This window comes from Arenibacter aquaticus (assembly GCF_003957295.1).
Lineage (GTDB): Bacteria > Bacteroidota > Bacteroidia > Flavobacteriales > Flavobacteriaceae > Arenibacter > Arenibacter aquaticus.
The window spans coordinates 665,963-691,221 of record NZ_RQPJ01000021.1 but is presented as its reverse complement, the minus strand read 5'-3'; the positions used below and the strand labels follow the sequence as shown (position 1 = coordinate 691,221).

15 protein-coding genes are annotated in these 25,259 nt (G+C 37.9%); 3 read left to right on the top strand and 12 right to left on the bottom strand.

The features are described 5' to 3' along the window. The 11 genes from EHW67_RS18710 to EHW67_RS18660 form a co-directional block, all read right to left on the bottom strand. On the bottom strand, positions 1–3,312 hold the full coding sequence (locus EHW67_RS18710) for a VCBS repeat-containing protein (protein ID WP_126163907.1): 3,312 nt from the start codon (positions 3,310–3,312) through the stop codon (positions 1–3). 256 nt (positions 3,313–3,568) lie between these two features. Continuing rightward, a complete protein-coding gene (locus tag EHW67_RS18705; RefSeq protein ID WP_126163906.1) occupies positions 3,569–5,146 on the bottom strand; it encodes a SusD/RagB family nutrient-binding outer membrane lipoprotein in 1,578 nt (525 codons plus the stop codon). 10 nt (positions 5,147–5,156) lie between these two features. Next, the gene (locus EHW67_RS18700) at positions 5,157–8,174 is read right to left on the bottom strand and encodes a SusC/RagA family TonB-linked outer membrane protein (RefSeq protein WP_126163905.1); all 3,018 of its coding nucleotides are present in this window, start codon (positions 8,172–8,174) and stop codon (positions 5,157–5,159) included. Between the two features lie 176 nt (positions 8,175–8,350). Continuing rightward, complete coding sequence (locus EHW67_RS18695; RefSeq protein WP_126163904.1) at positions 8,351–9,394, bottom strand: LacI family DNA-binding transcriptional regulator; 1,044 nt, start codon at positions 9,392–9,394, stop codon at positions 8,351–8,353. Between the two features lie 241 nt (positions 9,395–9,635). Then, positions 9,636–11,342 (bottom strand): sodium:solute symporter, encoded by a 1,707-nt coding sequence (locus EHW67_RS18690; RefSeq protein WP_126163903.1) that lies wholly within the window; start codon positions 11,340–11,342, stop codon positions 9,636–9,638. A 115-nt stretch (positions 11,343–11,457) separates the two neighbouring features. Further along, entirely contained in the window at positions 11,458–13,968 is a 2,511-nt protein-coding gene (locus tag EHW67_RS18685; RefSeq protein ID WP_126163902.1) for a PIG-L family deacetylase, read from the bottom strand. 77 nt (positions 13,969–14,045) lie between these two features. Continuing rightward, positions 14,046–14,594 (bottom strand): mechanosensitive ion channel domain-containing protein, encoded by a 549-nt coding sequence (locus EHW67_RS18680; RefSeq protein WP_126163901.1) that lies wholly within the window; start codon positions 14,592–14,594, stop codon positions 14,046–14,048. A 4-nt stretch (positions 14,595–14,598) separates the two neighbouring features. Further along, positions 14,599–15,549, bottom strand: coding sequence for a septum formation inhibitor Maf (locus EHW67_RS18675; RefSeq protein ID WP_126163900.1), 951 nt, complete (start codon positions 15,547–15,549; stop codon positions 14,599–14,601). Between the two features lie 35 nt (positions 15,550–15,584). Beyond that, positions 15,585–16,172, bottom strand: coding sequence for a Maf family nucleotide pyrophosphatase (locus tag EHW67_RS18670; protein WP_126163899.1), 588 nt, complete (start codon positions 16,170–16,172; stop codon positions 15,585–15,587). A 4-nt stretch (positions 16,173–16,176) separates the two neighbouring features. Beyond that, entirely contained in the window at positions 16,177–16,704 is a 528-nt protein-coding gene (locus EHW67_RS18665; RefSeq protein ID WP_126163898.1) for a KdsC family phosphatase, read from the bottom strand. Further along, a complete protein-coding gene (locus EHW67_RS18660; RefSeq protein ID WP_126163897.1) occupies positions 16,697–17,452 on the bottom strand; it encodes a Rossmann-like and DUF2520 domain-containing protein in 756 nt (251 codons plus the stop codon). Before EHW67_RS18660 ends, EHW67_RS18665 begins: the two co-directional genes overlap by 8 nt. Positions 17,453–17,795: 343 nt before the next feature. Here EHW67_RS18660 and ccsA point away from each other — a divergent pair, with 343 nt between their 5' ends. The 3 genes from ccsA to bshB1 all read left to right on the top strand — a co-directional run bounded on the left by ccsA (position 17,796) and on the right by bshB1 (position 23,166). After that, a complete protein-coding gene (ccsA, locus tag EHW67_RS18655; RefSeq protein ID WP_126163896.1) occupies positions 17,796–20,972 on the top strand; it encodes a cytochrome c biogenesis protein CcsA in 3,177 nt (1,058 codons plus the stop codon). Between the two features lie 167 nt (positions 20,973–21,139). Further along, entirely contained in the window at positions 21,140–22,312 is a 1,173-nt protein-coding gene (locus tag EHW67_RS18650; RefSeq protein ID WP_126163895.1) for a trans-sulfuration enzyme family protein, read from the top strand. A gap of 131 nt (positions 22,313–22,443) precedes the next feature. Beyond that, a complete protein-coding gene (gene bshB1 / locus EHW67_RS18645; RefSeq protein ID WP_126163894.1) occupies positions 22,444–23,166 on the top strand; it encodes a bacillithiol biosynthesis deacetylase BshB1 in 723 nt (240 codons plus the stop codon). Here bshB1 and EHW67_RS18640 read toward each other — a convergent pair. Further along, positions 23,163–25,112 carry a tetratricopeptide repeat-containing sensor histidine kinase gene (locus EHW67_RS18640; protein ID WP_126163893.1) on the bottom strand — a complete coding sequence of 650 codons (1,950 nt, stop codon included), beginning with the start codon at positions 25,110–25,112 and terminating at the stop codon, positions 23,163–23,165. The two genes, bshB1 and EHW67_RS18640, sit on opposite strands and share 4 nt — an antisense overlap. Between the last annotated feature and the right edge of the window lie 147 nt (positions 25,113–25,259).

Sequence of the window (25,259 nt, the reverse complement as noted above, 5' to 3'; positions counted from 1 at the left end):
TTATTCTATTTTATACATAGCAATGCTATCATTGTTTCTTACGAACAACATTACTTCTGATTTATCGGCTAAGGTAATTTTGGTGATATCCCTTATTTCTCCGTCTATATTTAAGCCACTTTCCATTACTGTTGAAGGTTTAAAATTTCCTTTTCCGTCACCCCATAAAACCAAACCTTTATTGGCGTCATATCTTCCAAATTTAACCCTGGTCCCAAAGAAATTACCCCCTAAAATGATGTCTTCATGACCATCAGCGTTAATGTCTTCGGACCAGATTCCGTAAATAGGTGAAAACTGTGTTACCACGGCCAAAGGAGCGAGTTTAAATTTTCCATTACCTAGGTTTTCCATATAACTGGTATCAAAATTTTTGGCTTCTAAAACCGTGGCTCCATTTAATTCCTCAGCGCTAAAAACATCCGTAATTTTCGCTGAGGCGTAGTCGGAATAATTTATATATTTTCCTTTGAGCCCGCTTAATTGTCCTACCATATCATCCTTTGACAGTACTGGAAATTCTTCTCCCATATTATAATAGCTCATTATGGGATCTAAGGAGCCATTATTATCAAAATCCTTGGTATACAACCTTACCGGTTCTGATGTGGAAGTTTTTAACTGGGAATTTCTACCAAAATTTCCAATTATATAATCCAAGTCCCCATCCTTGTCAAAATCACCCTGCTCAATGCTGTTCCACCATCCTTCGGAATTTTCTAGACCATTATTGATGTCTAGTTCTTTTAATTTACCGTCTACATTTATAAATGTTCGGATTTTTGTCCATTCTCCCACAAGAATAAGATCAATATGTTCATCACCATTAAGGTTGGTCCAAATGGCATCGGTTACCATGCCGGGGTATTCCAATTCCGGATTGATACCAGCAGTAATATCATTAAATTTACCTTTTCCGTTATTCTCCAAAATATAGCTTCTAGGGGAAGTAGGATATTTTCCTGGCACCAATCTGCCCCCAACAAAAAGGTCTAGATCCCCATCGCCATCTATATCACCGGCCTTGACACAAGAACCACTAGTTAACATTTCTGGTAGGGCACTGGCATTAATGGTATAATTGCCTCTTCCGTCATTTATGTAGAGCCTGTCCTGTAGTTCACTTGAATCTTCTTCAAAATCGTTTCCTCCGCTTACCACGTATAAATCCATATCATTATCGTTGTCCGCGTCAAAGAAAAGGCATCCTATATCTTCTGAATCCTTGTCAGTATTAAATAACTTTTCATTTATAGGCACAAATCTGCCTGAAGACGTTTGCTTAAACATTCGGCCCTCACTTCCTTTGGCACCACCGATATAGATATCCTCAAGTCCGTCATTATTTATGTCCGCTTTAGTAATTGTTGGGCCTTGGGTAGATAATTTATGGGGGAGCAATTGTTCCCGCTTAAAATCGTTGTAAGTATTCTCATTATGACGGTAGGGGATAAGACTATCTATTGATATGTCCGTAAAAAAGGTTTTTCCGACAATGACATCGGAACTGTGTTCCAATAAAACGGCCTCCTTTTGATTTAGGGTAATAGTTTGATTGGCCTTTACATCGTTTAAAACCTGTACTTTGCCATTAGGCCAAATAATTTTAAGTTGATCTACGGACACCGCATCCCCAAGACCAAAAATTAAATTAAAATCTACAGAAGATTGGAAGCCCCTTGTAGGCATTAGTTCCTGCATTAATATTTTATCTCCTATGGTTAAAATTACTTTAGCACCTATACCATAGGTGTTATGGCCTTCTCCCTTTAAATTGATCTTTAAGTGCGTGTTGCTGGTATGTAGTTCACTATTGTTTCTGTAAACAAAGGGGTGTTCATCTATATTATTGACCACAAGATCCAGATCTCCGTCATTGTCCAGATCGGCATATAAGGCCCCATTGGAAAGCGATTTTTGGTTTAGCCCCCAGTCTTCATTTACTTTAGTAAAAGTAAGGTCTCCGTTATTGTGATAGGTATAATTTTCTTCTATAGTAGCGGGCATATTCTCCAATAGATCGGTAATGGCCATTTCTACACCGGTTTTATTTTCATTGATTTTTTCCTGAACGGCATAGTTCATAAAATCCATGTTTGTATAGTCTCTTTTTACCCCATTGGTAATAAATAAATCCTTAAAACCATCATTATCCAAATCCGTAAAAAGTGAAGCCCAACTCCAGTCGGTATTGGAAATACCAGCAAACTGTCCAATTTCGGAAAAAGATTTCCCCTGGTTGTTCAAGTGCATCATATTTCTCATGGACTGATAATAGAATCCGGATTTTTCAAGGAAACTATTTTTATCATAATTATCTGGACCCGAAACCATCTTTATACGGTAATTATTTTCCGGAAGCATATCCAAAGTCATAATCTCCGGATACCCGTCATTATTAATATCCGCCACATCCGAACCCATGGAAAAATGTGATGTGTGTCCAATATATTCTTCTAGACTTTCCGTAAACGTACCATCTTGGTTATTGATGTATAAGTAGTCCTGTTCCTTAAAGTCGTTCGAAATATAAATATCTGGCCAATTATCATTATTCATATCCGAAACGGCGATACCCAGTCCAAAACCCAAGACATTTGAAACAAGTCCGGCAGAATCACTTACATTCACAAATTTTCCGTTATCGTTCCTATAAAGTCGGTCCTCATAGGCAGGATTCCTTTGGCGCTTAAGGTTATTTGAAATTTGTCTAAAACTGGAATATTCCTGTGAAGAATGATTCACTACAAATAAATCAAGATCTCCGTCCTTGTCATAATCAAAAAAAGCACCTTGGGTTGAATAGCCACTGTCATCAATGCCGTATTCTGCCGCTTTTTCTGTAAAGGTTAAGTCGCCGTTATTAATGAATAACAAGTTCTTTCTTTTATAGTCGTCCTTGGCAGCCGATCTACAGACATAAATATCCAAAAAACCATCTCCATTAACATCGGCCATGGTGGTTCCTGTATTCCACAAACCTTCGGCAAATACGCCTGCCTTTTGTGCTATCTCTTCAAATTTAAAATTCCCTTTATTGATATATAGCCTGCTTCCTACCATGCTGGCGGTAAAATAAAGGTCTGTAAGACCATCATTGTTAATATCTCCAGCGCTTACTCCACCACCATTATAAATATAACCATAAGTTAAAATATTAAATTCTTCCGTTTCTTGTAAAATAGGTTTAAAGGTGATTCCTGTTTGGTTACTAGGCATCAGGGAGAACATCTTGCTTTGATCTACATCCTGGCAAGAAAAAATAAATAGTGTTGTGGCCAGAAGGTATATTTTGGTAATATTTTGAATCATATAAATAAAGAATTTATCAACACAGGCTCGATTTCAGAAATTATATTTTAAAACCAAAAGCTTATGATACAATGGTCATAATTATAAAAGGTAAGTTAATTAATTCTACGGATTCACCACAATAATTGATGGGATATAAAAGAATTGGTAGACATTTAAATTAACTTATAAGAATTGTTTATAGCTTAATCAAATTAAAAAAACCTGTGATTTTTAAGTCACAGGTTTTCTCTTAAATATTATTAAATTTTAAACATTAAAAGTTTGGTCCGCCGGTATCCCACCAAAGTCTGGTTCCAATTTCGTCCGGTCCTCCCAATTTGGCAGTGGCATCCGCGACACCTGCGGCATTACCTTCACGTTCTGTATTTACAAACGGCATTCTTTTAATAGCTTCTCCATCTGGGATTACCCCCCAATCTGAATTACTACTATTTTGATAAACTGGAGGTAGCTTAGGATAGCCTGTTCTCCTGTAGTCTACCCAAGCTTCCATTTCGTTGGTGTAGGCAGCGATCCATTTTTGGGTAATAATTTTCTCCAATTTAACTTCATTGCTCGCAGCCTCATCCCATGCAACAGTAGTGGTTATCTGGTTTGTAAAATCGTTAACCGCTCCTTCTGCAACCGGATCATTATAATCTATTGGTAAACTTGTGTTATCGGCCAAGTAGGCATCTACACCACCTGCTCCCCATAATTCAAAGGAAGCCCTAACACCTGCTTCATAATTTGCCTGTGCATCTCCAGCCCCAGTCCATCCCCTTAAAGCAGCTTCGGCTTTAATAAAGAAAACTTCGTCCGCACTCATTACCTTACGTTTAGTAACCTTTGAGGGATCATTAAAGGATTCGTCGATAGTAGAAAAGCTCAGTCGGTCATCTTTGGCAACCAATTCGGCACCGTTTCGGATACCTTTATAAGGCCATTCTGGGTGATCCGCTACTAAAGACAAATCATCTACAGGATCAAAGAACGGTGCTATACGGTTGTCTTTGTAACCTATCAAAATAGATTCCATAGTTGCACTCATCCTAGTATCTCCCCACTCAAAGCATATTTGGGCTGGGTGAAATTTTTGGCCGTATAAAGAGATATTAAAATTGTCAGCATTGGTCTCTATAAGCCCTACGGGATCTGCCATAGCTTTCTCACCCTGCGCTTTAGCCAATTCAGGGGCTACTTTAGAGATACGCATAGCCAATTGTAATCTCAACGAATTAGCATATCTGGCCCATTTACTAACATCACCACCGTAACTCGCATCAAAATTATTAAGACCTACATAATCTGTATTGGCACTGAAAACAGAAATGATTCTATCAAGATCACTAAAAAATGCATTATAAAGTGTTTCTTCACTATCATAAAGTGCGCTTTCTGTGGAACCATAATTAGTATATAGAATTGGTCCATAATAGGTTGTAACCCTAGACATGGATACAATTCTAATTAAATTGGCCCACTCTACGAATACGTCATATCCATCAGCTGCGGCAATATCTATCACTTGTTTGGCTGGAGCCATAACGTTGTTATATTCCCTGGCCCAGTAACCGTTCCAGCGGATATAGTAGGTAGTGTTGTTTACACCGCCAACAAATGGGGTAGGAGTGGCCAAATGCTGCGCAAATGTAACATTGGTCAGGTTATGATCTACCTGGTTACCAAATATTTGGCTCAGCATAGAGGAATAAAAAGCCCCGACATGATTAAAATCCTGCTTTAATGATTCACCGGATATTTGATATGGATTGGTATTTGTTTCTTCAAAATCGTTGGTACACCCACTAAAGGCAATGACCAATGTAATTAGATATATTAACTTTTTCATCTTTTATAAATTAGAATGTTACTTTTAGATTAAATCCATAAGTTCCTGTTGAAGGAAGATTAAAGTTATCCAATCCCTGAGCATTTTGATTGGTACTCATTGCCAATTCTGGATCAAAAGGAGCATCTTTGTAGAGGTAGAACAAATTGTTTCCAATGAATGACAAAGATGCCGCAGATATTGGTAATCCTAATTTTGACACATCAATATTGTAACCCAAAGAAAGTTGGTTAACTCTAATATTGGTACGGTCATAAACATAGGCCTCTCCAACACCATTTCTATCACCTACGGCCCTAAACCAAGTTTCTGCATCCACGGTTGTTACAGCAGCTCCAGAGGTCTGATCTACACCGTTAACAGTAACACCTCCAGCATCCCTTGCATCAGCTGTTCTTTGGGAAACTCCGGCACCGTCCAACATGGATTCTGTTTGGCTAAATACATTACCTCCAAATTTACCATTTATTTGCATACCCAACGTAAATCTCTTATAACTAAAATTGTTGTTCCAACCTAGTGTCCAATCAGGATCCAAATTACCTACAAGCTCCGTAGTGGCTGTTCTTAATGGTTTTCCATCGTCAAATAAGATTTGACCTTGGTCATTCCTTAGGAATTTAAGTACATAAAGGTCATTGAAGGCTCCACCTTCAACCAGTTTGGATTGATAACCTTCCGAGGATCCAAGATTGATTACTTTGTCATCATCAGGTCCTATATCAACAATCTCATTGGTATTATTGGTAAAGTTAAATGCAGTAACCCATTGAAAATCCTCTGTTTGTATAGGAGTAGCGCTAAGTGTAATTTCCCAACCTTTATTGGTGATTTCCCCTGCGTTGATGAACTTAGTGGTATAGCCACCCTCAGATTCGGACTGTAACAAAGGTATTTGAATAAATTGATCTTTACTGGTAAGACTATAATAGGTAATGTCTAACCCCAATCTGTTTTGAAAAAATCTCCAATCAGCACCAAATTCCAAACTTGTAATGATTTCGGGTTTGGCATCCAAAAATGGTTTTATTGTATTCCTATTTACACCACCATTATTAGCAATAGTATTTTGTGGATTGATCCTATTAAAAGGCACTTCGTTACCTACTTGGGTATAAGAAGCCCTTAATTTACCAAAACTAACAGCTTCTGGCATAGTGAACATTTCACTAATAATACCGGTTAAACCAACAGAAGGATAAAAATAAGAGTCATTTCCCGTTAGCGCTAAGGTTGATGCCCAGTCATTTCTTCCCGAAAGATCTAAGAACAACATTTCCTTATACCCTAATTGAAGGTTGGCAAATGCACCTTGTTTAATAACCGATCCGTCATAGGTTGAACTTACCTGTACATTGGTTGGTAAGTTTTGAAAATTGAACTCATTAGGATAAAGTAAACCTATGGTACCTGTATTTACGCTTACACCATCCCCGTAAACCGTTTTCTGATAACTTGCTCCCAATACTCCGTTTAAACTAAAGTTTTCACTTAAATCGGTATTGTAGCTAAGAATAGCATCGGTATAGGCCAATTGGTCATCGTACTTTCTGTAATCCCAAGCACCTTTAGGATGCACGTTTGTGGAGTTTGATGTGGCAGCATGTTGTTGTTCAAAAGTTTTTACTGCATAATCATAGTTACCTCTAACTTGTAATTTAAGTTTTTCAGTTATATCATATTCAAGGCTCAAACTTCCAATCACCCTTTTATTCTCATCAGTTTTAGGCTCTTTGTTAATTATCCAATAAGGATTGGATTGATGGTGATCTACAACAAACCAGTTCTGTGCATACAAGTTTCTGTCATTGTCAAAAATTTCGTAATTGTTTTTGTAATCATAAAAATTTCTCTGTCTTGGAAACATATATAAACCTGTTAATGGGTTTAGGTAGTATCCAGCAGGCAATCTATTTTTTGTTTCCTCTAAAGCCATAATAACACTGGATGTAACTTTTACCTTATCATTGAACATCTTGGTAGATTGCTTGAAGGTAAAGTTATTCTTTTGGTATTTATTTTCGGGGGTTATACCGGAAGCTGTTATATTACCGTAAGAGAAATAAGCTGTAGTCTTATCATTACCACCACTTATGGTAACGGTATTATTGAAGTTATGTCCTGTTTGGAAAAATTCTTCTACATAACTGCTTTGATAGTCACCGGGAGTCGTGGACCAGCTTTCCTTGGCATTACCAATAGCGCCGTATTTAAACTGTAAATCTGGCAGCTCAAGATAGTGTTCAAAGGTATAACCCGAATTTAAGCTAACGGTAGTTTTGCCCGACTTACCTTGTTTAGTGGTTATCACAACCACCCCGTTAGCACCTTGACTACCATATAGTACAGCAGCGTTAGAACCCTTAAGGATACTGATACTCTCAATATCATCTGGATTAATAGCTGAAAGTCCGTCACCGGCATCAACTCCTCCCCACATTCCTGGTTGACTTCCTTTGTTGTTCGCCATTGGAATACCATCAATCACAAATAATGGTGAGCTATCTCCACTTAGGGATTTATTTCCCCTAAGTACGATCTTGGTAGATCCACCAGCACCAGAACTACTTTTCTTAATTTCAACACCGGCAGCTTTACCGGATATACTGTTCATGAAATTAGGATCCCTAGTCGCTGTCAACTCATCTGCCTTAACGGTCTGCTGTGCATAGGTCAGTGTTTTTTCCTCCCTTTTAATACCCAAGGCAGTAACAACAACTTCACCAAGTTGTTCCGCATCCTCTTCCATGGATACATTAACGGTATTGGATGCACCAACGGTTACAGACCGTGTTTTCATACCTATAAAAGAAAAGACAAGTACATCTCCACTAGATGCCTCAATGGAATAGTTTCCGTCAAAATCGGTCTGTGTTCCCGTAGTGGTTCCCTGTACCAGTACGTTTACACCAGGTAGGGGGGATCCGTCTGTAGCATCGGTTACCGTTCCGGTTACAGTCTTATTTTGCGCTAGCAAGGGATACGCCCCAAGAACCAGAACAAAAAATAATAGCAGTTTTTTAACCATAATAAAATTGTTAGAGTTAATAAATTAGTTGTTTGTTAAAAATTAGTTAATTGTGAAATTAAGCTAAATTTTCTATTATACAAACTAATTACACTATAATGTGTTCGAACACATGTGTTAAAACCTTAGAATAAGTAAGGTTTTTGTTAAAAATTTAGAAATATTTTAAATAAGAATTAAATGTAATAATGAAGGTTCTCAGTGGTGATTACATCTATAGGAAGAAATTCTCTTGAGGGGATATTTTTACCAAATAAAAAATGCTCGGCCAGATAGCTGATGCCTAAAAAAGCCTGTCTTTTGGGCTTTTGGTGAATTAGGAATGCTATTTTGCCTTCTTTTAAACATCTAATATTTTTTGGCAATAGATCATAACCAATTATATTATAATCCTTCTTCTTTACTATTTCTAACGCCTCAACCAATAAATGGGCCTTGGAGTTGGTAACAAACCAATTGCTAATTTGGGGGTTCATTTCTGAAAATATCCTGACCTCCTCAACAAAGCAAGCATTTTTCGTAGAATTTAAATTTTTAGAAATAACACAAGTCCGACCTTCTTTTTTTTCCTTAAAATATTCTACAAACCCATCCTCCTTTAATTGCATATGAGGTTCCTTGTTAATGTGGACAATGGCAACAGAATCGTTCTTTTTGCTTATCTTTTCCATAAGACTCGCTGCCACCCGGCCACTTTGCTTAAGGTCTTGACCAATAAATATTTGTTCTGAAAGGGTGGTGTTTATATGATTATTAAAAACCACAACTTTTATATTGTTATTAAAGCACTTCTCAAATACCTCTTGGGATTCACTTTCAAAAATTGGGGCCATTAACAATACATCTGGTGATGACTGTATAGCTTTTTCGGTTTGTAGAAGAAAGGTAGATATGTCATTGGGGTTGTACAGATATTTATGGATAACAATTCCAAAGGAACTATACCTTTTTAATGCCATATTGATTCCCTCTTCAGTTGGAAGCCAATAAGGGTCTATACTAGGGTCTGGCAGCACAACATGAATGTTATAAATTTTGTTGGTTCTCAGGTTCCTTGCTATGGGATTGGGTTTGTAATCTATTTCTTTTAGAACCTTGTCTACCTGTTCAAATGCCTTTCTGGATACTTTACCCCGTTTATGCAAAACCCTATCTACCGTGCCCTTGGATACACCCGCCAAATTAGCAATATCCTTGATTGTATATTTTCTTGTGGTCATAGATTATTGGGTTAAGAAAACAGCAATATTTAACAATGTAAAATACTAATTAGATCACAACATAATGTTAAATATATAAATAATCCCATAAATAACCCCTAAATATTAGCAGATTGTCAAATAAGAATAGATTTACCTAAATACCGGAAATTTGCAAACAGAAAATTACACCGCTGAAACATTGAAGATTCACTAGGTTAAAAACTTATTTAACATATGCTGTTTGTAGTTACTACAGGCTCTAAGGCTCTATAGGAGGATTGTTAAGTAGGCGGTCAAAACCTTCCAATATCGTAGCCAATAGTATAATAAGCGTACACCCAAAAGCATTTAACCATAGATAGGACATCCAATCGTAACTCCATCCAATTATTACAATACACTGGGTTATTAGCGCAGCAACAAATACGGCATTACCTTTTATATATTTTAAAAAGAAGGCTATTAAAAAAATACCAAGTACGTTGCCATAGAATATAGAGCCTATAATGTTGACCAATTGTATTAAATTATCAAATAAGTCCGCAACACAAGCAATAAGAATGGCAATACCACCCCAAAGCAAAGTAAATAGTTTGGAAACCTTTACATAATGGGCTTGGGTAAATTCTCCCTTTTTATGACGCTTATAGATATCCAAGGAGGTAACTGTGCCCAAGGCATTTAATTCTGAGGCCGTAGAGGACATAGCCGCAGACAAAATTACCGCAAGCAACAGACCAATTAAACCTTTGGGTAAGAAATGCAGTATAAAATGAATAAAAACGTAATCCTTATCATTGGTTTCTACGCTGTCATCGGCCATGGAAATCAATGCCTGTGCCGCTTGCCTATTGTTTTTATCCTTTTCGTTGATATTTATGATCTGTTGCTTGGCTACTTCAATAGCACCGTATTCCTTTAGGTCCAAGGCAGTGGAAAATTTATTTTGCGCCATTCGCTTCTCGGCCTCCAATAATAATTGTTCCTCTTCCAATATTTTATAATCTTCGGCATAGGAAGATTCAAGAATAGCATTGGTCGCAGACGGATTAAAGTTCAAGGGAGAGTGATTGAACTGAAAGAAAATGAAGACCATTACCCCTACCAACAAAATAAAAAATTGCATTGGTATTTTTAGCAGTCCGTTGAATATTAATCCCAGTTGACTTTCACGGACCGTTTTTCCCGAAAGATACCGCTGAACCTGACTCTGGTCAGTGCCAAAATAGGCCAGTGCAAGAAAGAGTCCCCCTGTAATCCCGCTCCAAAAAGTATACCTACTGGTAGTATTGAAACTAAAGTCAAGTATATTGAGTTTTTCACTAGCTCCGGCAATTTTTAAGGCTTTACTAAAGGTAATATCCTCTGGTAAATACCCCAGGATAAAGAAGAATGCAATAAACATTCCGGTCATAATAATAAACATTTGCTGTTTATGGGTAACACTAACTGCTTTTGTACCACCAGAAACTGTATATATGATCACCAGAATTCCTATTAAAATATTTAAGGTCTTTAAATCCCATCCCAAAACGGCAGATAGTATTATTGATGGTGCAAAAATGGTTATACCTGCGGCCAGACCACGTTGAATTAAGAAAAGTAAGGCCGCCAAGGTTCTGGTTTTTAAATCAAAGCGGTTTTCCAAGAATTCATAAGCGGTGTATACATTTAATTTATGGTAAATAGGAATGAACACAATACAGATGAAAATCATGGCTAGAGGAAGTCCAAAATAGAATTGCACAAATCCCATTCCATCATGGAAGGCCTGTCCCGGTGTGGACAGGAAAGTAATGGCACTTGCTTGGGTTGCCATTACCGACAGTCCAATGGTCCACCACTTAGCATCATGGCCACCAAGAACATAATCTTTTACGTCTTTGCTCCCTCTGGTCCTCCAAACCCCGTAGCTAACTATAAATATAAGGGTTCCTATTAGTATGATCCAATCTATGCTTGCCATATTAACTATTTGCTGTCATTATGAAATAAAAAATAATAATATAGATTACATTGAGGAGCAATACCAAGGTATATTCTTTTTTCCAAATAAATTTTTCGCACATAATCATGTTTTTTTACTTCTGATTCTCCTGTTTCATGGAAAGCATATTTGCGAATAGCCTATATGCACCTGTTACCCCTGCAGGTAATTCCCTAAAGAAACTTAAGCCTGTATATATATAATTTCCCTTGCCATAGGGGGCAACCAACAAGCTACCATGTAATGCCCGCTCACCTTCATCGTTCATAGATAGTATTGGAGTAAAATCTTTGGACCACTTATTAGGAAAGTACAGTCCACGTTCCTGTACCCAGCCTTCAAAATCCTTTGCTGTTATTTTATTGGGGTAGTTCACCAAGGGGTGCGACGGGTTTATGATGCTTACCTTCGAGGTCTCATCGGTTACTCTGTCACGTGAAACTGTCAAAGGGTAGGGGGCCAGATCTTCCATATGAAAGCCTCTTCTTCCTGCTGTATTATACTGGATAATTAAATTGCCACCATTCTTAACGTAATCCAATAAATAACGTTGTTTAAATTTTAATTCATCCACTACGTTGTAGGCCCTAATACCTACTACTATGGCATCGTATTTACTTAAGGAGCCCTGCTGTATGGTGTTGGGATCTATTGTACTGACTGTATATCCAATCTGATTTAAACTTTCAGGGATTTTGTCGCCAGCACCATTTATGTACCCAATATTCTCTCCAGATTTGGCAATATTCAACCTCACCACTTTTGCTTCCGAGGGCAGTAGAACAGACTGTTTTGGTATGTGGTCATAAGTTATCTCTACCAACTGCTTGGAAATTTCATTGTCACCTATTTTTATAATCGGTGAAATATAACTCTCATCTTCATGGGAGGGAGGGGTTAGCTTAAAATAGATAATTTGTTGATCGCCTTTTTTCTCAATTTCAAAAGGTTTTGAAGCTTTATCTACTTTCCAGCCATTTTCATATCCAAGTTGCAGACTGCCCTTTACATTGTCTTTTAATGCCTTAACAGTAACCGGAATTAATTTAGGCTCTGGGGATGAAAATATTATCACCTTATCCTTTAAACTTGCAGTTGCTTCTGGAAGAATTTCAAAAGGTTGATAGCGTTCCCCTTTATCAGGTTTGGAATAGCGGTATACAACGGGTTTTTTAATTTTCACGGGAATACCATTAAACTCCATGAGAAAAGTAACCTCAAAGGCATGGGGAGTCTCTGGTTTGCCAATCAACTGTTGGTCCTCTACCTGGTACATCCCTATACTTCCTTTTTTATTTAGCCAATAAGGACTGGTATAGCCCGTATTCACAGGAATTGGTAACTTTAGCTTAAGGAGTTCTTTTTTGTTTTCTTCCAGAACAATAGGCAGACCTTCCTTTACATCCTGTGCAATTGTGATATTTTTAAGCTCTATTATAGCAGAACTTCTGTTAAGAGCTTCTATATTTATTGTTACCGTTCCACCAGGATACATGTTGGAATCGGAAGCAGTGGCCTCTAGATATAGACCACAGACCGACTGAATGATATCTTTTAATTCCTTTAATTTGATGGATTTCCAGTGACTGTCCTTTAGCTTCATTAAGGCCTTGTAGGCCTCCAACAGTTGTGGTAGGTGCATGGAAGGGTCAGTAAAATTGAAATTATCTTCAATATCCACCAATATTTCCCCAATGCTCTCACCTCCTTCAATACGGGACCAGGTGGTATTTATACCATCAAAAACGTTCGTTTTGTCCTCTGGCATTTCACCTTTTAAAAGCTCTATGTACTCCTGCTCACTTCCTCGTGTGGTTAGCCTACCAAAACCTTGGCAAAGGTGTTGGCTACTGGCCATTGAGGCTATTTCATTATTGGATAGACCTCGTAAGGGATAATATACACCAACGTCCAATCCCATTAAGTTGGACTTATCGGCTTTAAGGAATTTCTCCTCACTGCCGTAAAACCACCATGAGGTATTAAAAAACAATCTTTTTGGTTGCCAAACCTCCGTACTGTTTAATTGCTCCGGATATATTTTGGGGTTATTGGCCAAATCAAAGGCCTCGTAACTTAACATTGCCGAAGAGGTGTGGTGACCATGGGTAGTACCAGGGGTTCTATGATCAAACCTATTAATAATGATATCTGGCTTCAAATTGCGGATAATCCATATTACATCACTAAGCACTTCCTCCTTGTTCCAAATCTTAAGGGTTTCATTAGGATGCTTGGAATAGCCAAAGTCATTGGCCCTGGAGAAATATTGTTCCCCACCGTCCATTCGCCTTGCAGCTAGCAGTTCTTGAGTTCGCAGCACCCCCAAAAGCTCCCTTAACTCCGGACCAATTAAATTTTGGCCACCATCGCCACGGGTTAAGGATAAATAGGCTGTTTTGGCCTTCACTTCATTGGAAAGATAAGAAATAAGCCTTGTGTTTTCATCATCGGGATGTGCCGCTATATATAGGGCCGTACCCAAAAAATTTAGTTTTTGAATGGAATGATAAATATCCGAAGAAGAGTTTTTCTTGGGTGCCTGGGAAAAAATAAGGTTACAGGACAGCAGTATTCCTGTGAAGAATACCCAAAGAAGGCGCATATAATTTTGTTTTAGTTGGTTCTCAAAGATAAAAATATATCAACCCGAACAGTAATTTTTACAACTACTTTAACAACTTAAAGGGCATCGGAGTTATCATGTGGATTTTCAAAGGTTTGTGCCAAAGCAACCGCCTTCTGTAACATCATATTATTGGGGTAGGTAAAAAGTTCTCCGTTCTTCCTTCTTAGGTGGATATGAAAGGCCCTGATATCCTCTATAAGGTACACTTCATTGGGCAACTCCATCTCCTTGTCCATAATTCTAATTTTATCACCAATTTTAAATGGAAAGGAAAAAAATAAAATAACTCCGGCGGTTATATTACTAAGAATGGACCATTGGGCAAACAGCGCAACCCCAATAACCGCAAAAATAGAGGAGAATACCAGACCAATATCCTTTATATCTACCCCCCATATTAATATTAATGCTACTACTGCGAAGGCAAAAAGGCCTATAGCGGAGTACTTAATTATAAGTCGGGTACGAACCTCATTAATATCGCTTATTTTTCCTACCTTCTTTATGGCTTTGGTACCTATGAATTTTAAAATCATAAATACTAGCAAACAAATTGCCGTTCCCCAAAGCTCCTCCTTAAATTCCAAAAGAAATATATCCATATATCTATAATCCTAAACTGTCCCGCAAAAACACATCACTGTTACTATTTTCCTTCCAATAGGCCCGTTTTAATGTCTTTATTTTATTTGCCCGTGTGGTAAGCATTTGCGAATTGGCGCCCGATCCACTGGGGTAACTTTCGGTCCAGTTATCAATTTCGTAAGGAAAAGAACTATTAAAATTAATAGATAAAGTCCTTTTTAATTCGGGATATGTTATGGAGTAGGTGCTAAGTTTATCTTTAGTGTCCAACTTGGCCTCCGCTGCATACGCTTTTAAATCCTTGTGGGAAAGCCGTATATATTCCAAGGAAGGTATCATTGAAATCGCTCCAACAGGTAGGTTGTTGGGGTTAATTCTAATTTTGTTCCAAATTTCATTTTCCAAATACGCCTTATCCAGTTTAAAAAATCTATCCCCTTCACTTTCAAAGTAGGAAAATGAATTTATTTCAAACTGCTTCCTGTTGTTCAATTGGGTGAATACTTGGCCACACCATTCCTGTACGGAAGTAGACAGCTTAATAGCATGTTGCTGGTCCGAAACCGGATAAAAACTACTGTTCATTATAGCATATGGGTATATTCCCGTTAGGAACTTTTTAGTGCTATTCAGCTTTAGAACGGAGACATTGCTTGGGTGCGACTCATCTGCCTTTACCTGCTTATTGGCCAAAAAGGGTTCGGTAACATAAATCAATACCGCTTGTCCATCACGTATTTCCCCATAACGGGCCTGTTCTAAAGTATAGGAGGTGATCTCTGCCTTCCCGGCATACCAGTATTCCTTAAACTCTGGCGATAACGGTTTATTGGAGGTTTTATTGGGATAGACCTCCATATCATTGGCCACTAAAGATGTGTTCTCGGTATTTTCCTTGCCCTGCCTACAAGAAACGATGAATAGTAGAAAAAATAAAAGATAAAGGGCATTATATGATTTAAATTGTCCCATGGGAAATGATTTTAGATAAAATTATTCAAAATAAGCTAATCAACCATATCCATTAACGTTTTGTATACCAATTGGGTGGGCAATCCCACAACATTAGTGTATGATCCTTGTATTTCTGTTATCCCAATTAAACCTATCCAATCCTGAATACCATAGCCACCTGCCTTGTCATATGGATTGTAATTTTTAATATAATACCATATTTCGTCATCGCTAAGATCCTTATAGGTAACCTTTGTACTATGATGTACAATTTTTTGTTTGCCCAAGGCCGTAAAACAAACCGAGGTAATCACCTCATGCTCATCGTTGGAAAGGGTATGCAACATGCTAAAGGCCTCATTTTCATCCGCTGGTTTTGCCAGGGATTCATTGTTATGCCAAACTACTGTATCTGAAGTGACCAAAATCTCCTTTTTCTCTAAAGGATACATATAGGCATCGGCTTTTAATTTGGCAAGGTAGTCCGATATTTGGGATGCCCGTAGGGTATCCGGATACACTTCATCAAGCTGTATGGGACGTATGGTACAATCCATACCCATTTCCTTGAAAAACTGTTTTCTTCTAGGTGATGCCGAAGCTAGGATTATCTTATATTCCTTCAATTTCTGTAACAGCATGGCACTAATCGTTCTTGGCGCTAAAGTTGTCGGCCCAATGCCCCCTAACTTTCAATACTTGTTCTATAACATCCCTAACACAGCCGTCTCCACCCTTTTTATGGGAAATATATTTACACACATTCTTCACCTCTGGCACAGCGTTTTGTGGACAACTAGGGATTCCCACCAGTTTCATAGGGGGAATGTCAGGGATATCATCGCCCATGTACAGTACATTTTTAGGGTCAATATTATAGACATCCATATACTCGTCAAATGGGTCAATTTTATGGTGGGCGCCCATATGTATATCGGTCACCCCCAAGCCCCGTAAACGAAGTCGGACCCCCTCATTGGTGCCTCCAGAAATAATACAAACGTTATAGCCTTGTTTAATTGCCACTTTAATGGCGTAGCCGTCCTTAACATTCATGGTCCTCAACATTTCCCCTTCGGTGGTAACCACTACAGTGCCATCGGTCAAAACCCCATCCACATCAAAAACAAAGGTAGAAATATTGTGCAACTGCTCTTTATAACTTTTATCCATATTTTTCACTGATCGATTTGCTTAACAAGCTGTAAATATCCTTATAATTTTTGTCTTTTAATTGCTTTAAATGTATTTCCATTGTTTTGGTATCTTTTCTTTTGGCCGGACCGGTCTGTGCCTCAGAGGGCAATAAATAATCCAACTTATTGACAGTTTCCTTAATTAGAGGAGTTAAAATGGAAAAAGGAATATTGTTTTCCGAACAGATTTCATGGCCTATTTGAAACAAATGATTGGTGAAATTGTTGACATATACAGCTGCCAAGTGAATGGTTTTCCTTTGTTCCGATGAAATTACCTGAACTTCCTGAGATAGGTATTTCCCCAATTGGTTGAGTAATAGCAGGTCTTTATCGTTTTGAGCCTCTATGCATATTGGCACAGTTTTAAAATCAATATCCTTCTCCGCGCTAAAGCTTTGCAAAGGATAAAATACACCCTTTCTTTCCAAATCGCCCATGGCCGTTATGGAAACACCACCCGAAGTATGGACTACCAAACCTTTTTTGTTTTTTAAAAGGTGTGATACTTCCGGGATGGCATTGTCACTTACAGCCATAAGGTATAGGTCAGCTTCCACAATTTTTGTAAAATCAACGCTAACCGGTACTATTTCCGAAAAATGTAAAAGTTTCGTTGCCGTCCGCCCTATAACTTGGACCACTTCTATTTCCTTAATTCCAACAAAAGCACGGAACAAATGTTTGGCTACATTGCCCGTACCCACAATTACAATAGATATCATATTCAAATGTAAATATTAAATAAAATTTTCAAGGCTATGGTACAGATGTTTTTTAATAAAGGATATGTTATAGCTTTTATCACGAGACTAAGTTCATCTTCAAATAGAATTCATAACAGACTCTAAAACCTAATTATTTCATAAACATATTCTCCTTATAAAAAAAAATGTAACCAATGTACATAAAAGATCATCCAAATGGGGTATTGAATATTTAGGGGACAATTTATTACTAATTGATAAAAAAAATATGGATTTAACTTCTCAATTAACAAAAGATTTAATCTTTAAACACTTTTAAAGATGTATTTTTGCCTGCTTAAAACAAACCTTTCTTGCCAAAATGATTGAACTCTTTAAAAAGATTTTCTTTTCTACCCGTCTAACCGCTGTTTTATTTGTTGTTTTTGCTACTGCCATGGCTTTTGGAACCTTTATTGAAAGTTGGTACAGTACCGAAACAGCAAGGATTTGGATTTATAATGCCACTTGGTTTGAAGCTATCATGCTCTTTTTTGTGATCAATTTTATAGGGAATATTTCTAGGTATAAACTTTTGAGAAAGGAAAAATGGGCCGTATTGTTATTACATCTGTCCTGGGTATTGATTATCGTTGGTGCATTTGTTACAAGATACATCAGTTTTGAAGGCATGATGCCCATAAGGGAAGGAAATACAGAGAATATTTTTTATTCGGACAAAACATTCCTTACGGTTTATGTGGATGGTGAAATAAACAATGAGCCCAAACGTAAAATTTTGGAGGATGATATTCTGGTTACACCGGAGGCCATGAAATCCAATCTGCCATGGAACTCGGATTTTAATGGACAGCCCTTTACCATCTCCTATGTAGGCTTTATAGAGGGGGCCAAGGAGGGATTAATTGAAGATCCCAACGGAAAAACATACTTAAAAATAGTAGAGGCAGGTGACGGACAACGTCATGACCATTATTTGGAGAGTGGGGAAGTGACCAGTATACACAATGTACTGTTCTCCCTAAACAATATAACTGAGGGCGCTATTAATATAGTGGAATCAGATGGCACCTATCAAATTAAATCGCCCTTCGACGGTCAATTTATGAGAATGGCCGATCAGTTCCAGGGAGAACTGGTCAAAGATAGCCTTCAGCCATTACAATTAAGATCGTTATACACCATGGCAGGTATGCAATTTGTAATACCGGAACCGGTTGTTAAGGGGTCGTATGGTGTAGTGGCCATTCCTGAAAACGAGAAGACAGAAAATGATCAGGATGCCCTTATCGTAGATGTTAGCAGTAATGGTGAAACAGTGAGAAAGAAGTTGTTGGGAGCAAAGGGGTTAGCTAACTTTTCTGGTGAATTTCAGGTTGGGGGATTGGATTTTAATCTTTGTTACGGTTCAAAGGTTTACACCTTGCCTTTTGGTATTAAATTAAACGATTTTATAGCAGAGAAATATCCTGGCACCGAAAATAGCTACGCTTCTTTTATGAGTAAGGTTACGGTAGAGGATGACCGTTCATTTGATTACGATATATACATGAATCACGTGCTGGACCATAAGGGGTACCGTTTTTTTCAGGCCAGTTTTCACCCAGATGAAAAAGGGACCGTTTTGTCTGTAAATCACGATTTCTGGGGCACATGGATTACCTATATTGGGTATTTCTTATTATATGCGGGACTCATGGGAATTATGTTTTTTGGTAAGACACGTTTTAGGGACTTGGGCGCGGCCCTGGATAAATTGCAAAAGAAAAGGGAAAAATTGACCGTATTATTTTTGCTGGTTTCCAGTTTAAGCCTAATGGCACAGGAAAATACAGAAAATAACGACCATGCCCATAGTAATATGCCTACACAAGAACAGATAGATTCTTTGTTGCACGCTATTACCCCATCCAAGGAACATGCCGCCAAATTTGCCAAGTTGGTGATACAGGATGAAGGGGGGAGGATGAAGCCTATTAATACCTTTTCATCGGAATTATTACGAAAATTAAGCCTTAAGGATAAATTTTCAGATTTCAATTCGGACCAGGTATTCCTGTCCATGATGTTAAACCCTGCCGCATGGTACAATGCCGAGTTTATTGCTTTAGTAAAAAATTCCCAAAACGATAGCCTTAGAAAGATCATAGGAATAGAAAAGGGTAAAAAATATGTAAAGGCAACTGACTTTTTCGATGAAAAAGGGCAATACAAATTGACTCCATATCTCAAAGAAGCTTATGCCGCCAGTACCCCCAATCAGTTTCAAAAAGATTTTAAAGGGGTAGATTTAAGGTTGGTGCTGCTAAACAAGGCTCTGAGTGGTGAAATAGTGAAGATATTCCCACTGTTGAACGACGAAAACAACAAATGGATCTCTGCCATAGAATACAGGGGCGGACAATATCAGATCTCCGATTCCCTTTATGCCAACTTTGTTAAAAATGCGGTTCCCTTTTACTTAATGAGTTTAGAGAAAGCTGTGAAAAGTGGAGACTATTCCGAGGCCGATAAATTACTGGCAGCTTTTAAAAAGAACCAAGAAAATCATGGAAGTGAGGTACTGCCTTCTGAGAATAAAATAGAAGCAGAAATATTTTACAACAAAGCAGATATTTTTAACCGACTTTATAAATACTACGGTGTTGTGGGCCTATTGATGTTTGTCCTCTTGGTCTTCCAGATCTTAAAGGATAGAAAGGCATTAAGAATCACTATAGGCGCCTTAAAGGTCTTGGTCTATATCTTTTTTGCATTGCATACGGCCGGATTGCTCCTTAGATGGTATATTTCCGGGCATGCCCCGTGGAGTGACGCCTATGAGAGCATTTTGTTCGTGGGTTGGGCCACTTTGGGAATGGGACTATTGTTCAGTAAAAGAAGTAATTTAACGGTAGCGGCAGCAACCTTTGTTACCTGTATGCTACTTACCATAGCCCATTTAAATTGGGTAGACCCCTCTATTGCTAATTTGGTACCAGTATTGGACAGCTATTGGCTAATGATCCATACCGCTGTTATTGTTGGTAGTTATGGTCCTCTTACAGTAGGAATGATCCTAGGAGTAGTAAGCCTGCTGTTGATTATTTTGACCAATGGGAAGAACAAGGAAAAAATGGACCACAATATTAAGGAACTTACTATTATTAATGAGCTGTCCTTGACTGTAGGTTTGGTAATGCTCACCATTGGTAATTTCTTGGGAGGTCAGTGGGCAAATGAAAGCTGGGGACGATATTGGGGCTGGGATCCTAAGGAGACTTGGGCATTGGTATCCATAATGGTTTACGCCTTTGTTGTGCATATGCGATTGATTCCTGGGTTACGCGGAAAGTGGATATTTAACTTTGCCAGTATTATAGCTTTTGCCAGTATTATGATGACCTACTTTGGTGTAAACTTCTATCTGGTGGGGCTACATAGTTATGCCAGTGGGGCTCAGGTTATTACACCTACCTTTATTTATTATACAGTGTTTGGCGTACTTGTACTGGGAGTGGTTAGTTATTGGCGATACAAGAAATTTTACATAAAATAAACTATAATGCTGTTGTACAGGGTGTTTGCAATTAAATAAGGCCCTACATTGGCCCGGGAGTCAGTTATCCATATAAACCATGGTAAAATGCACGGCCAAAGAAATATGGAAAGAGTCTATTTTTGTAACTTTATGGATATTTTTAAGTGACACTATAAAACCATAGGATGAAACAGCAGAAGAAAGGCCTTAATACCACTTGTACACATACAGGGCAATTAGAGGATAAAGAATTTAAAGGTGCAGTTTCCCCATTATATATGGGTACGGCATATGCTTTTGAAGATATAGACGTAAAACGCTACCCCAGATACTTTAATACACCCAACCAGGTAGGCTTGGCAAAAAAAATTGCCGCTTTGGAACATGCCGAAGCAGGTTTGATATTTGGTAGTGGTATGGCCGCTATCAGTACGGCCCTTTTGGCTTTTCTAAAGGCGGGCGACCATATTGTTCTACAGAAAATACTTTATGGCGGTACCTATAATTTGGTAGTGGAAGAATTTGAAAAATATGGGATTAGTTATTCTTTTACCAATGGATTCCAAGCCAAGGATTTTGAAGAAAAGATCCAGGAAAATACCAAGGTCATATATATTGAGACCCCTTCCAATCCCTTATTGAACATTACAGATATACAGGCTGTGGCAGCCGTGGCAAAAAAGCATGGGATCATTTCCATGATAGATAATACTTTTGCGAGTCCAGTAAATCAAAATCCCATTGATGATGGTGTAGATGTGGTTATCCATAGCGCCACAAAATATTTAGGGGGACACTCTGACATTTGTGCTGGAGCAGTTGCTACTACTGAGAAAAACATAGAGCGTATTTTTCATTTAGCCAAAAATCTTGGAGGCAGCTTAAGTGATTATACCGTTTGGCTACTGGAGAGGAGTATAAAAACCTTAGGCGTTAGGGTAAGGGCGCAAAATGAAAATGCACAGCAAATGGCGGAGTATTTATACGAACATGAGGATATTTCTGCCGTCTATTATCCGGGACTGCCCACACACCCTGATCATGAAATTGCCAAGAGACAAATGAAAGGTTATGGAGGGATGTTGTCCTTTGAATTAAATTCGGATTTGGATGCTTCAACCTTCCAGAAATCCTTACAATTAATTAGACCGGCCATGAGTTTGGCTGGAGTAGAAAGCACAGTGCTGTCGCCAGCATTGACCTCACATGCACTATTAGGACCTGAAGAACGCTCAAGACAGGGTATTTCAGATGGTTTAATTCGCTTTTCAGTAGGAATAGAAGAGGTAGAAGATCTCATATTTGATATAGAGCAGGCCTTGGCAAAAGTTAAACTGCTAATGAAACAAACAGTATAATTATAACATTACTAAGTGGGTAATCTTTGTTTTTGTGTAAATTGTTCCAGAATAAAAAAAGAAAAACCTTATTTTGATATTTTCCTGTTGACTACAATTGGGTTGGCAGTAATAGACTAGAAAATCAATAAATGAAATTAGATATTTTAGTGTTCGGGGCACATCCGGACGATGCTGAGCTAGGGGCCGGCGCAACCATAGCCAAAGAAGTGGCCAATGGTAAAAAGGTAGGTATTGTAGATCTGACGAGAGGAGAATTGGGTACCCGGGGAACCGCGGAAATTAGGGATAAAGAAGCAGCTAAAGCAGCCGAGATTTTAGGTGTTGCCATAAGGGAGAATTTGGAATTTGCAGATGGCTTTTTTACTAATGATAGGGAGCATCAATTAGAGGTCATAAAGATGATCCGCAAATACAGACCCGATACGGTTCTGTGCAATGCCATAGATGATAGACATATAGATCATTCAAAAGGAAGTAAACTGGTAAGTGATGCTTGTTTTTTAAGTGGGCTTATTAAAATAGATACCAAATTTTCTGGTGAGGATGCTTGGCAGGAAGCATGGAGACCAAAATTGGTACACCATTATATACAATGGAAAAATTTGGAACCTGATTTTGTTGTAGACGTCTCAGAATATATAGAAATTAAGGATAAGGCCATAAAAGCATACGCCTCACAATTTTATGACCCAAACAGCGATGAGCCCGAAACGCCTATCAGTAGTAAAAATTTTACAGATAGTGTTATTTACAGAGCAAGGGATTTGGGGAGAATGGTAGGAGTGGCCTATGGCGAAGGCTTTACTACCGAAAGATTTATAGCCGTTAAAAACTTGGATAGTCTAATTTAGGCCGATTTTTGTAATTGTTTTTTTCCTTTGGGAACAGTGAAATAGAAGGTGGTACCTTTGTGCATTTCGCTCTCTACCCATAAGCTGCCTCCATTTTTGGTCACCATCTCTTGACATAGGGAAAGCCCTAGACCCGTACCTTTTTCATTATTGGTACCGTAAGTAAATTTTAAGGCGTTGCTAAGAAGATTGCGGACCACAATATCCATTTGGTTTTCATCGGACCAAACTATAGCCTTATCAACAATTAAATTATCTATAGTGATTAACTTGGAACAGGCAATTTCACTCAGCAGGTTCATATTACTTTCTACCAGTAGATTCAGATCAATGTTAGAGGGGTTGGTAGTAGCCTCCTCCATTTGTGACTGTCCCCAAGTTAGCAGATTATTTAAGGTAAAGGATATACTGTTTACATCATTCTTTAATTTAGGAATAAATTCCCTAAACTCGGAACTTTTGATATCACCACTGTTCAATAGTTTTAATAAGCCCTCCAAGGCCCCTATAGGTCCTCGTAGATCATGTGCTATGATGGAAAATAATTTATTCTTGGTGTTGTTGGACTCTTGTAATTCTATTTCCCTCAATTCCAGATCTTGTTTTTGCTCTTGCAGTTCCTTGTTTAATTTTTTCTGAATTTTTTGACCCTGGTGGATAATGTATGCAATGACGGCCATAATAAATAAAGAAAAAACGGCGATGTAGATATAGTTTCGTTGTTTCGCCAAGGCCTTTTCATTTTCTAATACCAAAGCGTCATGCCTATTTTTGTGATTTATTTCTGTTTTCAGCATGGTTAAACTCATCTTGTTCCCATCCCTGGACAAGGTATCAGAAATCTTTTGATAAATCTCATGGTATTTTAAGGCATCCGTGTAATTCTCTTCATTTTTATATATCTTATATAAGGTGTTTGAGCATTTTTTTAATCCTTCCATAGATTGTATGGAGGTTGATATCTCAAAAGCCATAAAAGCAAAATCATGGGCAAGACTATCTTTTTTTAGGGCAAAATTGGCTTCTGCCATGCCATTGTACAAATCAATGATACCGCGGTCATCCTGTAGGTTCTCGTGCAGAGCATTGCTCTTATTGTACCAATACAATGCCCTGGTGTATTGTTTTTGCAAAAGGTACACTTTACCTTTTACTTCATATGCAAAGGCAAGCCAATCCAATATCTTGTTTTGTTCAAATATTTTTATACTTCGGTTTAACTTGAACAGGGCATTTTGAAAATCCCCAGTTTCGGCATGAATACTGGCCACGTTGCTCATTGTTTCTGCAGAATTTACATCATCTGCTATATTGGCATTTAATTTTTCAACCTTGCTATAAAAATAAAGGGCCTGATCATAATCTTTTTGAGTGGCATATAAAGAAGCAATATTCTCATAGAGAATAGACTCCATGGTTTTGTTATTTAATTTTTGTGCCAGTTTTATATTTTCCAAATATCCCATTAGGGCTCTAGAATAATCCCCATTATAAACATGTTCGTTAGATAAATCGTTTGATATGCGCAATACTAAATTTGGATAGTTATCCTTATGGGGAAGGTTTAAGGCATTTTCATAGTTTTCAATTGCGGTTTTGTGCTGTCCTTTGTCCGAATAATAACACCCCAAGCTCTTTAGGGATTCCATTTCTCCTTTAATAAAACCTAAGTTCTTGCTTAATTTATGTGCCTCGGTAGCTAAGAACAAAAGACTATCGGGATTAGTAAATCTGAGTTTTATGCTTAGATCGTTCAATAAGCCTATATAGGTGGTATCTTTTTGAAAATCCTTTTTTTGCCCTTTTAAAACTTCTATTTTATTCCTCAGCTTGGTCGTCGACGGCTCTTGTGCCCAATTAAGACCACAAAAAAATAGAAAGCTTATGAACCAAGCTAGTTGGTTTGAGGTCCTCCCAATCGTAATTTTCAGTTTTTTGAAAAACATTTATCCTAAAATTAATAGTTGATAAAAATATTCTTCAAATGAGGAAATAGCTAATTTTTGTTGTGAAAGTATCGTTTTTTGTGTGTTTGGTCTTACAAATCATGTCTTTCGTCGATGTTTCATAAGTGTCAAAGTATCGTAAACAGC